Annotated in this window: 12 protein-coding genes and 2 pseudogenes; 9 read left to right on the top strand and 5 right to left on the bottom strand. The window is 55.3% G+C overall.

The genetic code is table 11. From position 1 onward, the window contains the following. Nucleotides 1–399 precede the first annotated feature (399 nt). Together B3B59_RS11190 and B3B59_RS11185 are read right to left on the bottom strand one after the other, a co-directional pair. Nucleotides 400–720: pseudogene (locus tag B3B59_RS11190) on the bottom strand (tlde1 domain-containing protein); the annotation flags it as partial. 167 nt (nucleotides 721–887) lie between these two features. After that, complete coding sequence (locus tag B3B59_RS11185) at nucleotides 888–1,913, bottom strand: LLM class flavin-dependent oxidoreductase (protein WP_040075554.1); 1,026 nt, start codon at nucleotides 1,911–1,913, stop codon at nucleotides 888–890. Nucleotides 1,914–2,325: 412 nt separating this feature from the next. On the opposite strand from B3B59_RS11185, the gene B3B59_RS11180 reads away from it, so the two are divergent. The 8 genes and pseudogenes from B3B59_RS11180 to B3B59_RS11145 all read left to right on the top strand — a co-directional run bounded on the left by B3B59_RS11180 (nucleotide 2,326) and on the right by B3B59_RS11145 (nucleotide 11,291). Next, entirely contained in the window at nucleotides 2,326–2,511 is a 186-nt protein-coding gene (locus B3B59_RS11180; protein ID WP_046885369.1) for a hypothetical protein, read from the top strand. 113 nt (nucleotides 2,512–2,624) lie between these two features. After that, the gene (locus B3B59_RS11175) at nucleotides 2,625–4,040 is read left to right on the top strand and encodes a PLP-dependent aminotransferase family protein (RefSeq protein WP_286808995.1); all 1,416 of its coding nucleotides are present in this window, start codon (nucleotides 2,625–2,627) and stop codon (nucleotides 4,038–4,040) included. A 280-nt stretch (nucleotides 4,041–4,320) separates the two neighbouring features. After that, nucleotides 4,321–5,466, top strand: coding sequence for a putative ABC transporter substrate-binding protein YdcS (gene ydcS / locus B3B59_RS11170; protein ID WP_040075558.1), 1,146 nt, complete (start codon nucleotides 4,321–4,323; stop codon nucleotides 5,464–5,466). A gap of 17 nt (nucleotides 5,467–5,483) precedes the next feature. Next, nucleotides 5,484–6,497 carry an ABC transporter ATP-binding protein gene (locus tag B3B59_RS11165; RefSeq protein WP_212475946.1) on the top strand — a complete coding sequence of 338 codons (1,014 nt, stop codon included), beginning with the start codon at nucleotides 5,484–5,486 and terminating at the stop codon, nucleotides 6,495–6,497. Nucleotides 6,498–6,504: 7 nt separating this feature from the next. Next, nucleotides 6,505–7,443 carry an ABC transporter permease gene (locus B3B59_RS11160; RefSeq protein ID WP_212476247.1) on the top strand — a complete coding sequence of 313 codons (939 nt, stop codon included), beginning with the start codon at nucleotides 6,505–6,507 and terminating at the stop codon, nucleotides 7,441–7,443. Continuing rightward, complete coding sequence (locus B3B59_RS11155) at nucleotides 7,433–8,239, top strand: ABC transporter permease (RefSeq protein WP_046885373.1); 807 nt, start codon at nucleotides 7,433–7,435, stop codon at nucleotides 8,237–8,239. Before B3B59_RS11160 ends, B3B59_RS11155 begins: the two co-directional genes overlap by 11 nt. A 23-nt stretch (nucleotides 8,240–8,262) precedes the next feature. Continuing rightward, a pseudogene (gene patD / locus B3B59_RS11150) lies at nucleotides 8,263–9,680 on the top strand (aminobutyraldehyde dehydrogenase). A gap of 165 nt (nucleotides 9,681–9,845) precedes the next feature. Further along, on the top strand, nucleotides 9,846–11,291 hold the full coding sequence (locus tag B3B59_RS11145) for a flagellin (RefSeq protein ID WP_286808994.1): 1,446 nt from the start codon (nucleotides 9,846–9,848) through the stop codon (nucleotides 11,289–11,291). Between the two features lie 37 nt (nucleotides 11,292–11,328). On the opposite strand, the gene B3B59_RS11140 is transcribed toward B3B59_RS11145, so the two are convergent. The 3 genes from B3B59_RS11140 to B3B59_RS11130 are packed head-to-tail and all read right to left on the bottom strand — an operon-like array spanning nucleotide 11,329 to nucleotide 12,223. Next, nucleotides 11,329–11,511, bottom strand: coding sequence for a DUF1869 domain-containing protein (locus B3B59_RS11140; protein ID WP_040075565.1), 183 nt, complete (start codon nucleotides 11,509–11,511; stop codon nucleotides 11,329–11,331). 3 nt (nucleotides 11,512–11,514) lie between these two features. Further along, on the bottom strand, nucleotides 11,515–11,868 hold the full coding sequence (locus tag B3B59_RS11135) for a DUF1971 domain-containing protein (RefSeq protein WP_040075566.1): 354 nt from the start codon (nucleotides 11,866–11,868) through the stop codon (nucleotides 11,515–11,517). A 28-nt stretch (nucleotides 11,869–11,896) separates the two neighbouring features. After that, entirely contained in the window at nucleotides 11,897–12,223 is a 327-nt protein-coding gene (locus tag B3B59_RS11130) for a DUF1971 domain-containing protein (RefSeq protein WP_286808993.1), read from the bottom strand. Between the two features lie 131 nt (nucleotides 12,224–12,354). Here B3B59_RS11130 and B3B59_RS20485 point away from each other — a divergent pair, with 131 nt between their 5' ends. Further along, nucleotides 12,355–12,447 carry a hypothetical protein gene (locus B3B59_RS20485; protein WP_411815355.1) on the top strand — a complete coding sequence of 31 codons (93 nt, stop codon included), beginning with the start codon at nucleotides 12,355–12,357 and terminating at the stop codon, nucleotides 12,445–12,447. Nucleotides 12,448–12,457: the final 10 nt, after the last annotated feature.

Here is a 12,457-nt window from a genome sequence, read left to right as displayed (position 1 = left end):
ACCTCAAAGTCAATCGTTGTGCAGACAGGGTATAGCGGGATGATGAGAAGTATCAGACGCAGAAAAGGGAAATTTACCTATAACAGTTGAAGTAAAGTGGGGGAATGGGAAAGTCTGTTATGGTATTGCGGCGGGGCGTGTGCCCCGCCAGTTAGCCAGTTTTTATTCTTTTCCAGAAATGGGAGAGTAACCAGACAAGCAATAATGTGAAGAGTAATGACAATATCATCAGAGCGGTGATATAGCGGTCATACCATTCGGTTTCCGTCAGAAAACCAAATTTACTGGTGTAGAGATCATATAAGTAAATATCTGGCATGAATGCGCAGAGTAGCGAGAATAAAATGCTAAGAAGGAATAATGATCCTACCCCTGTCAAAACGCTATCTATAGGCTTCATTAATACACCTGTATCGTACCGAAAGCGCTAAGTTCTGCCGTTATTAATCCAGGCATCGAACTTAATAGAGCATGGTGGAGAATTCGATAATGAGCATGGCTGGGTGATGTAATACATCCTTCACTTATTCCCGAACTTCCCGCCGGATCCAGGCGAAAGGCGCCTCGCTCAACGTTTTCTATAAAAGTTGAGTCGTTAACGTCATTATCATCCCTATAAAGCGCCAACCAGTGATCGCGATTAGAACTACTCTCAAGTTCTTTTATCATATCATGCCAGCGAGTAAGTAAACCTCCACGTGGCCGGGCGACAATATAATATCCTCTCCCTGGGCCAGTTAAATCGGACGTTACTTAATACCGTTTTTTGGCTAATGTCCAGGCAGTGTGTGCTATAAATATTTGAGATATGTCAGTTGGTTTATATCAAACCATATTATTAGAGCCCCTGAACTGATGTATCCTTCAGGGGCTCTAAAATTAAAATATTAATCCCGCCAGCCCATCCCCGGCGCAACATGCTTCAGTATGGACTCAATAACATGCACGTTATACTCCACGCCCAGCTGATTCGGTACGGTCAGTAATAACGTATCCGCTTCAGCGATGGCTTCGTCCTGTTTAAGCTGTTCGATCAGCTTATCCGGCTCAGCGGCGTAGCTGCGTCCGAAAATAGCGCGGGTTTTCTCATCCAGATAGCCCACGCTGTCGCTTTCGTTGCGGCTGGCACCGAAATAGGCGCGATCCTGCTGATTCATCAGGGCAAATATACTGCGGCTAACCGAGACGCGCGGCGTGCGAGTATGGCCGGCCGCAGCCCAGGCCTCGCGGTAGGCACGAATCTGTTTTGCCTGTTGAATATGGAATGGCTCGCCGGTCTCGTCGTCTTTTAACGTCGAACTTTGCAGATTCATTCCCAGCTTCGCTGCCCACTCCGCCGTCGCATTCGATCCTGCGCCCCACCAGATTCGCTCGCGCAACCCTTCGGAATGGGGTTCCAGGCGCAGCAGGCCAGGTGGGTTAGGGAACATCGGCTGCGGATTTGGCTTCGCAAAGCCCTCTCCACGCAGGACATCCAGCAGCACCTCGGTATGACGACGCGCCATGTCTGACTCGTTTTCGCCTTCGGCAGGGACATAGCCAAAGTAGCGCCAGCCATCTATGACCTGTTCCGGTGATCCACGACTAATACCCAACTGAAGCCGCCCACCCGAAATGAGATCGGCCGCACCCGCATCCTCCGCCATATAGAGGGGATTTTCATAGCGCATGTCGATAACGCCGGTACCTATCTCGATTCGCTGGGTCTTTGCGCCAATTGCAGCCAGCAGCGGGAAGGGGGAGGCGAGCTGACGGGCAAAATGATGCACCCGGAAATAGGCGCCATCGGCTCCAAGCTCCTCCGCTGCGACAGCCAGATCGATGGACTGCAACAGCGCGTCGGCGGCAGAGCGGGTACCGGACTGCGGAGAGGGAGTCCAGTGACCAAAAGACAAAAATCCAATCTTTTTCATGACAGGGGTATCCTGGTTAAAGGTGTCATCGACAGGCGACTACCCGCCGGAATTGATCTTTACTTTACCCCTAAGTCGATGAGAATAAATGCCATTTGTTTAACATAACTTTTCAAATAATTTGAATAAGGCCAGGTGGGAGACGATTATCATGACGAGCGTGGCTGCGCTGCTGGAGGGAATTTCTTTAGTTAAAAAAATAGCTTGCAACATTACTGCAACCATGCGTTAATGGCTCTTCGGTTTGAAATCCAAAAGATATCGTAGCAGTTTCTTAAAGCATCTCTCATCACGTTGTGCCTCTCCACAGCCTCTCCTGGGTTTTTTCTTTACGCTCTGATTAGTTTTGTCTCAGACCCTTATTGCCTTAAAGGCCCATTAGTTTATAACGTTTAACGTTCTGGAGATTTTCATGACTAACATTCATTTTCGTTGCCCATGCTGCCATGGTTCGCAATACCGCACGTCGGTTTTCGACGTCTCATCAAAAAACCCGATGGGTGCCAAGTGCATCTTCTGCAAGTCGGCCATGATGACGTTTGACCATATTGCCGTATCACAGCACGCGCAGCGCGTCCCTTTTGAACTGCGTAAGTAATTGCCCGCGGCGCCGTCACGCCCGGCTTTTCCCCCTCTCGTAACCATAACAGTTCATTAATTCTTCCTTTTTTCTCCTGCTGATATAGAGTGTTTCGCAGCAAGGAGAGAACGATGAAAAAATATCAGCGCCTGGCGCAGCAAATCATTTCGCAGATCGAGTTGGGTGTCTGGCAACCCGGCGATAAATTGCCCTCGCTGCGAGAGCAAGTGGTCAGCAGCGGCATGAGCTTTATGACCGTTGGCCATGCCTACCAGATGCTGGAAAGTCAGGGCCGCATCGTTGCCCGTCCGCAATCAGGTTATTACGTCGCCGCACGGCCGATGGGCCAGCAGCCTGCGCCCCCTGCGCAAGTGATGCGCGACGAAGCCGTGGACATTAATACCTATATTTTCGATGTGTTGCAGGCCAGCCGCGACCCGTCCGTCGTTCCCTTCGCCTCTGCCTTTCCCGATCCGCGACTCTTTCCACTGCAACAACTCAACCGCTCGCTGGCGAACGTCAGCAAAACGGCCACCGCCATGAGCGTGATCGAAAACCTTCCCCCCGGAAACAGCGATCTGCGCCATGCCATTGCCCGCCGCTATGCCCAGCAGGGGATGAACATCTCCCCGGAGGAGATAGTGATCACCGCCGGGGCGCTGGAGGCGCTCAACCTCAGTTTGCAGGCCGTGACCGAGCCGGGCGACTGGGTCATTGTTGAAAATCCCTGTTTTTACGGCGCTCTCCAGGCACTGGAGCGGTTAAAACTTAAAGCACTGTCGGTGGCGACGGATGTGCGCGATGGGATAGACCTTCAGGCGCTGGAACAGGCGCTGAACGACTATCCGGTGAAAGCTTGCTGGTTAATGACCAATAGCCAGAATCCGCTGGGATTTACGCTCAGCGCAGAAAAAAAAGCGCGGCTGGTGGCGCTATTAACCCAGCATAACGTCACCCTGATTGAAGACGACGTCTATAGCGAGCTGTACTACGGTCGGGAAAAACCGCTGCCGGCGAAGGCGTGGGACAGCAACGACATGACGCTGCACTGTTCGTCATTTTCGAAATGTCTGGTGGCCGGGTTTCGTCTTGGCTGGGTGGCGGCAGGCAAACATGCCCGCCGCATTCAGCAACTGCAGTTAATGAGCACCTTGTCGACCAGCTCGCCCATGCAGCTGGCGCTGGTAGATTACCTGGCGACCCGGCGTTACGACGCCCATCTGCGCCGGCTTCGCCGCACCCTGGCAGAACGCAAACAGCAGGCCTGGCAATCGCTATTACGTCATCTGCCTGCCGAGGTGGTTATTCACCACAGCGACAGCGGTTACTTTTTATGGCTGGAACTGCCCCCGACGCTGGATGCCGGTAAACTCAGTGAGCAGGCCCTGCACCACCACATCAGCATTGCGCCGGGCAAAATGTTTTCGACCTCCGATGCCTGGACCCCGTTTTTCCGGTTTAACACCTCGTGGGCATGGGGGGAGCGCGAAGAGCAGGCAGTTATTCAACTGGCGAAATTAATCCGCTCCATGCTGTCCCCGAATTAATTCTCTCTCTGCACTGCCGGGTTTATTCATCTTCATCTCTCCTCGCCGCGATAAATTCGCGGCGTTTTTCTTTTCGCTGTCATAGGAAATTTGCATACCGCCCGTCAGCGCTAACTCCTTGTCTATAATCCAGTTAACGGGGAATGCGCCCTCGGTCACAACCTGATGAAATATCTACAGCGTGCCGGGTGCGCCGCATTCGCGCGGTCTACGTTTAATACAGGAGATATTTTAAACGGCACGGCCGCCGCCAGATTGCATTGCGACAGGAGTAACGTGTATGAGCAAAAAATTTGCCCGTAGCAGCCTGTGTGCGCTCGGCATGACGATTCTGACTGCACAAGCGGCCGAGCCACCCAAAGAGATCGGAAAAGGCGAAGGGCGGCTGGATATTATTGCCTGGCCTGGCTATATCGAGCGCGGCCAGACCGATAAAGCCTACGACTGGGTTACTCCGTTTGAACAGGAGACGGGCTGTAAAGTCAACGTGAAGACTGCCGCCACCTCGGATGAGATGGTCAGCCTGATGGCGAAGGGCGGCTATGACCTGGTCACCGCCTCCGGCGACGCCTCCCTGCGCTTAATCATGGGTAAGCGCGTGCAGCCAATAAACCCTGATTTAATCCCCAACTGGAAAACCGTCGATCCGCGTATGGTGAAGGGGGAGTGGTTTAACGTCGGCGGTAAAGTCTACGGCACCCCGTATCAGTGGGGACCAAACCTGCTGATGTATAACACCAAAACCTTCCCGACGCCGCCCGATAGCTGGAGCGTGATCTTCGTTAAGCAAAATCTACCCGACGGCAAAACCAATCAGGGTCGCGTGCAGGCCTATGACGGCCCGATTTACATCGCCGATGCGGCACTGTTCGTCAAAGCCACTCAGCCCGATCTCGGTATTACCGACCCGTATCAACTCACCGAAGCACAGTATGCCGCCGTGCTGAAAGTGCTTCGCGACCAGCATGCCCTGATCCACCGTTACTGGCACGATACCACCGTGCAGATGAGTGATTTCAAAAACGAAGGGGTGGTGGCTTCCAGCGCCTGGCCGTATCAGGCTAACGCCCTGAAAGCCGACAACCAGCCCGTCGCTACCGTCTTTCCAAAGGAGGGGGTGACCGGCTGGGCGGATACCACCATGCTGCACAGCGATGCCAAACATCCAGTGTGCGCCTATAAGTGGATGAACTGGTCGCTCACGCCAAAAGTGCAGGGCGATCTGGCCGCGTGGTTCGGCTCGCTGCCGGTGGTGGCGGAGGGATGCAAAGCCAGCACCCTGCTGGGTGAAAAAGGGTGTGAGACCAACGGCTACACCTACTTCGACAAAATCATGTTCTGGAAAACCCCGATAGCCCAGGGCGGCAAGTTCGTCCCTTACAGCCGCTGGACGCAGGATTACATCGCCATTATGGGCGGCCGTTAATCGCCCGGGAGCAGAAGATGACGTACGCGGTAGAGTTTAACGACGTCTCCCGACGCTATGGTGAAGTGCGCGCGGTGGATCGCGTCACCATGGGGATCCGTGACGGGGAGTTCTTCTCCATGCTGGGGCCTTCGGGCTCCGGCAAAACCACCTGTCTGCGCCTGATTGCCGGGTTTGAACAGCTGAGCGGTGGGGCCATTACCCTGTTCGGTAAAGAGGCTAGCGAACTCCCTCCCTGGGAGCGGGATGTGAATACCGTCTTTCAGGACTATGCGCTCTTCCCCCATATGTCGATTCTCGATAACGTCGCCTACGGGCTGATGGTAAAGGGCATCGACAAAAAAACGCGTCATGCCCGGGCGCATGAGGCGCTGGAAAAGGTCAGTCTGGGCTTCGCTGTGGCCCGGAAACCTTCTCAGCTTTCGGGCGGCCAGCGTCAGCGAGTGGCGATTGCCCGCGCGCTGGTCAATCAGCCCCGGGTATTGCTGCTGGACGAGCCGTTGGGAGCGCTGGATCTAAAACTGCGCGAGCAGATGCAGTTCGAACTTAAAAAGCTCCAGCAAGAACTAGGGATAACCTTTATCTTCGTGACCCACGATCAGGGCGAAGCGCTCTCGATGTCGGACCGGGTCGCGGTATTTAATAACGGCCGCATCGAGCAAATTGACACACCCCAGGCGCTCTATATGCGCCCACGCACGCCTTTTGTCGCCGGATTTGTTGGCACCTCGAACCTGTTTAATGACGAGCAAGCCCAGCGGGTCTGTGGCATGCCGGGCCTCTTCGCTCTGCGCCCGGAGCATATCCGCCTGAACGTGGGCGGTGAAGTCCAGGTGCAGGGGGTGGTGCAGGCGGTACAGTATCAGGGGGCCGCGACCCGCTTTGAGCTGCGGCTGGCCGATGGCGCAAAATTGCTGGTGAGCCAGGCCAATCTCAGCGATGCGTACTTACCCGCCGGGCTGGAGATTGGCCAGCCGGTCACCGCCTCATGGGCGCGGTCGGCGATGGTGCCGCTCCATGGGGAGGGATGAGATGGCGATGAGTACCTCACCGGGAATCGCATCGCAGGGGATGGTCAATCGGCTCTCCGGCCTGTTCTGGCGCAGGCCATCGCTGGGACTTTTCCTGCTGTTGTTAGGGCCGCTGATGTGGTTTGGCATTGTCTATTTAGGGTCGCTGCTCACCCTGTTGTGGCAGGGGTTCTATACCTTCGACGATTTCACCATGTCGGTAACGCCGGATTTGACCCTGGCGAATCTTTACGCGCTCTTTAACCCGGCGAACTACGACATCATCATTCGCACGCTGGTGATGGCGATGGCGGTAACGCTCGCCAGCGCGGTGCTGGCGTTTCCAATGGCGTGGTATATGGCACGCTATACCCGCGGCAAATGGAAAGCGTTTTTCTATATTGCGGTAATGCTGCCGATGTGGGCCAGCTACATTGTTAAAGCCTACGCCTGGACGCTATTGCTGGCCAAAGATGGCGTGGCGCAATGGTTTCTGGGCCATATGGGGCTTGAGCCGCTGCTCACCTCACTGCTGACGTTACCCGCCATTGGCGGCAATACGCTGTCCACCTCCGGGCTGGGGCGTTTCCTGGTCTTCGTATACATCTGGTTGCCCTTTATGATCCTGCCGGTGCAGGCCGCGCTGGAGCGTCTGCCAGCCTCGCTGCTACAGGCCTCCGGCGATCTCGGGGCCCGCCCGCGTCAGACCTTCCGTTATATCGTGTTGCCGCTGGCGATCCCGGGTATTGCTGCCGGGTCTATCTTCACCTTTTCATTGACGCTGGGCGACTTTATCGTGCCGCAGCTAGTGGGGCCGCCGGGCTATTTTATTGGTCAGATGGTCTACTCCCAGCAGGGGGCGATTGGCAACATGCCGATGGCAGCCGCGTTTACGCTGGTGCCCATCATTCTTATCGCGGTCTACCTGGCGTTCGTGAAACGCCTGGGAGCCTTTGATGCACTCTGAACGCGCACCGCTGTTTCTCAAAATTGCCACCTGGGGCGGGGTGATCTTCCTTCACTTCCCGCTATTAATCATTGCTATCTATGCGTTTAATACCGAGGATGCCGCGTTCAGTTTTCCACCGCAGGGGCTAACGTTGAAGTGGTTTAGCGTCGCGGCAGCGCGTGGCGATATCATTGACTCCGTGACGTTGTCACTTAAAATTGCCGCGCTCTCCACCGTGATTGCGCTGGTGCTGGGTACGCTGGCGGCCGCGGCGCTATGGCGCAGTGACTTCTTTGGCAAAAATGCGATCTCACTGTTGCTGCTCCTTCCCATCGCACTGCCGGGAATCATCACCGGCCTGGCACTGCTCACCGCCTTTAAAACCGTCAATCTTGAACCGGGTTTCTTCACCATTGTGGTTGGCCACGCCACCTTCTGCGTGGTGGTGGTGTTCAATAATGTAATTGCCCGCTTCAGGCGGACTTCATGGAGCCTGGTCGAGGCCTCGATGGATTTAGGGGCCAACGGCTGGCAAACCTTCCGTTATGTCGTGTTGCCCAACCTCGGCACGGCGCTGCTGGCCGGCGGAATGCTCGCCTTTGCTCTCTCATTCGATGAGATCATCGTCACCACCTTTACCGCAGGACACGAACGGACATTACCGCTGTGGTTGTTGAATCAGCTGGGTCGCCCGCGCGACGTGCCGGTGACTAACGTGGTGGCACTGCTGGTCATGCTGGTAACAACCATCCCCATTCTGGGAGCCTGGTGGCTCACCCGCGACGGCGATAGCGTGGCCGGTAGCGGAAAATAACGTTTATTCAACGGGACAATGCTATGCAAACTCAATTGTTGATCAAGGGTGAACTGGTAAATGGCGCTGGGGAAAAACAGCCGGTCTACAATCCTGCCACCGGCGAGGTGCTGGTAGAAATTGCCGAAGCCAGCCCGGCGCAGGTCGATGCCGCCGTGCAGGCCGCCGATGCCGCCTTTGCCCTCTGGGGGCAAGCCACGCCGAAAACGCGCGCCGACGCGTTACTGAAACTGGCGGAGGTCATTGAGCAGAATGCCGGAACGTTCGCCGAACTGGAGTCTCTCAACTGCGGCAAACCGCTGCACTGCGTCAAGAGCGATGAGATCCCGGCGGTGGCCGATGTGTTTCGCTTCTTTGCCGGTGCCGCCCGCTGTCTGAACGGGCAGGCCGCAGGCGAATATCTTGAGGGGCATACCTCAATGATTCGCCGCGATCCGGTTGGGGTTGTGGCGTCTATCGCCCCCTGGAACTATCCACTGATGATGGCGGCCTGGAAGCTGGCACCGGCGCTGGCGGCGGGCAACTGTGTGGTACTCAAACCCTCTGAAATCACGCCGCTCACGGCTCTGAAGCTCGGCGAACTGGCTAAAACCATCTTCCCGGCAGGCGTCCTTAACGTACTGTTCGGGCGCGGAAAAACGGTGGGTGATCCCCTGACCGGGCACGAAAAAGTACGTATGGTGTCACTCACGGGCTCCATTGCGACCGGGGAGCATATTATTGGTCACACCGCATCGTCGATAAAACGCACCCATATGGAACTGGGCGGCAAAGCGCCCGTCATTGTGTTTGACGATGCCGATCTCGACGCCGTCGTTGAAGGGGTACGTACTTTCGGCTTCTACAACGCCGGGCAGGACTGTACCGCCGCCTGCCGTATCTATGCTCAGCAGGGGATCTACGCCGCGCTGGTCGAAAAGCTGGGCGCCGCTGTCTCCAGCCTGAAAATGGGCGCACCGGACGAGGAGGCAACCGAGCTGGGGCCGCTCAGTTCACAGTCGCATCTTGACCGCGTAAGCCACGCGGTGGAGGAGGCGAAAGCGCTGGCCCATGTGCAGGTGATCACCGGCGGCAGCAAGCATGATGGCAAGGGTTACTATTTCCAGCCCACGCTGTTGGCGGGAGCAAAACAGGAGGACGCTATCGTCCAGCGCGAAGTCTTTGGCCCGGTGGTCAGCGTCACGGCATTTGAGGACGAAGCGCAGGTCCTGGCCTGGGCCAACGACTCGCAGTACGGGCTGGCCTCGTCCGTCTGGACGCAGGACGGGCGCATCGCGTCAGCGCACGTTTGCAATACGGCTGCACCTGGGTCAATACCCACTTTATGCTGGTGAGCGAGATGCCGCACGGCGGAATGAAAATGTCGGGCTACGGCAAGGATATGTCGGTCTACGGGCTGGAGGATTATACCGTGGTGCGCCACGTCATGTTTAAACATTAATTTGCCTTGCCGCCAGGAGTGATCCTTCTGGCGGTCGATTTTTTATTACGAATATTTTATATATTCTTTGAAGAATATATCGTTACGCCTTTACAATCCGCGCCCTAAATTAAACTGCGTCCTCGCCGATAATGTCATTAATTACCTTTTCTGCGATCCAACATCATGCTGGCTATTAATCATAATGAAATGACCGGGCTCTTGCTTAAATCCCGGAAAAATAACGAATCATTACTCGCGCAGACGGTAGAGCGACTCTCATCAGGGTTACGTATTAACGGTGCTAAAGATGATGCGGCCGGTCTGTCCATTACTAACCGTATGCTCTCCTCCATCAACGCAGACAGCGCGATCTCGCGGGGCATGGATGATGCGATAAGCCTGGCGCAGACCGCTGAGGGGGCATTGAGCGAAGTGAGCAATATGCTGATTCGGGCCAAAACGCTGGCGGTTCAGGCAGCAACCGATACGCTTTCCGAAACCGATCGCATCAGTATAAATAATGAATACCAACATATTCTTGCCGGTATTACGCATATTGCTGAAACGACAGAAATATTTGGTCAATATCCACTGGCAACGGATAACCCCACTTTTCCGCCGCAATTAATCGGCGATGTCAGCCCGTTAAATACAAAATTCCCGATTCAGGGTAACAGTTATGCTTTTTCCTCAGGCATTATTCCCTTGGCCTATATTCCGGCGGGCTCGACTACGATTGCGATAAATATTAACTCGTTAGGACAGGATGACGATCTCCAGCTCTTTACTCGCGACGGTAAACATCTGGTCGGGACGCCTCTTGAAGGGGGCGATGCCGATTACACCTGGGTCAGCCGTGGCATTAGCGATGCCGCCACGGCGACCCACGCCTTTATGACGCCTGAAAACGGTTTTACCGCTGGGGCCACCTACGACGGCTCCCAGTTAGTCGAAGGGGGGGCAAGCTGGGATCCTACCGGTGCAACGCTCAACTATAACGGCATGAATATCACCTATAGCGGCGACGGTGACCGCTATGAAGACAGCACCAACGGCGGGTTCAACGACGGTACCAATGGCAGCAATATGGTCGAGCGCATCACGCTTGATAACGTCACGGAAGATCTGCTGGTTGTGGTGGTAGGTAATGGCTCTTTCACCAGCGCCATTACCTGGGGGAATCTGCCGACACCGACCATGCCCCCGACGGTGCCGCCAAAGCAGAGTCGCGCGATCGAAGTGGTGACCAGCGCCAATTTTGGCGAGGAGGTCCAGCAGATGACGATCGAACCCACGCCGACCGACCTCAAAACGCTGAAGCTGGAAAACAGCGAAATGACGACCCAGGCAGGGGCCAGGAGCTGTATGGCGACCCTGGATGCGGCGCTGGAAAAAGTCAGCGGTTACCGCAGCCAGTACGGCGGGCTGATCAACAGCTTTGAATCGCACAAGTCGGTATTATCACAGCAGGGTATTGCGTTGCAGGCCAGCCGGAGCCGTATTCAGGATGCGGACTACGCTGTCGAAGCCAGCCGTTTAGCCCGGGCGCAGATCATCTCTCAGGGGCAGAACGCGGCGCTAAAAATCGCAAATCAGAGCCCACAAACCGTGCTCGACCTGCTTAAATAAAGGCTCACGCAGCGGCGAGGGCGCCGCTGCGCAACAATTACCATCCGCAGACGTTATGCTCATTCTCACTGTCGTAGGCGCGAACGGTGTTAACCAGATCCTTCACCACGTCGGCGGCGACGTCCGGAATCAATAGCTCCATTGGGGCTTCTGTCTCGTAGTCCACCGACACACCGTTGCTGTTGTTGGTCACGGTGACGGTATACGTTGCCTTGCCCATGGCTTACTCCTTATGTGTATTGACCACTTTACCCAGTCCTGCGCCTTCGAGAGTCGCTGCCGGGTCAGCGAAAAAGTCGATATTAAAGTAGGTGTCGTCCGTCAGTAATTCAATGCGATGCCACTTCTGCGGCGGGGAGATACCGAAACTGCCCGCTTCAATCACCAGCTCCAGATCCGGCTCGGTGGCATCGGCATCGGCAAAACCAAAGTAACGCACTGCACCCTGCATCACGGAGAGTCGACCATACACGCCGGCTTTGGTGTTGTGATGGGTAAAGAGCGCTTTAGGGGCGGTTGTCTGGTTCCAGAACGGGGTCGCACGGGTGTGAACATAGTTTTCAGGAATACGTAACATAGTCAGTTCCTTATCAGCGGCAGGGCGCTTAAAGTGATTTCAAAACATCGGGCTCGACGAAGAAATCGATATTGAACAGCGTGTCATCGCTCATCACCTCAATGTGATGCCAGCGCTCCGGCGGAAAGACGCCGAAATGACCGGCTTCAATGATCAGGATGCTGTCGGGCTCGGGGGTGGTTGCATCAGCATAGCCGCGATAGCGTACAGTGCCCCGCATCACGCTCAGGCGAGGATAGACGCCGGGACGGGTGCCCTGGTCAAGATGGCGCTGGAAGATGCCAGCGGGAGCGGTCTCTTTGTTCCAGAACGGCGTGGAACGGGTATGAATACAACTTTGCGGAATAGGTAGCATCGTTTTTTCCCTCTAAAGCCTGAGACCATTACACCACGCTTTAGTAAGGGTTATTTTGCATAATGTGCATTTAATATGCAACTTTAAAGTGGTACCTCTCAGGTGGTCTATACTTACCCATTCCGATGGCAATGCAGGAGATGCTTATGCAGTATGTTGAAAAAGACGATCCTCAGAATGCGCCCGAGTCGGGTGATAAACAGCCACAGCCGGTGAAAAAATAACACCGTGTAA

It is taken from the genome of Leclercia sp. UBA2479, assembly GCF_002341985.1.
GTDB lineage: Bacteria > Pseudomonadota > Gammaproteobacteria > Enterobacterales > Enterobacteriaceae > Enterobacter > Enterobacter pneumoniae.
The sequence above is the reverse complement of the archived record's forward strand: the minus strand, read 5'-3'. Positions and strand labels throughout refer to the sequence as shown.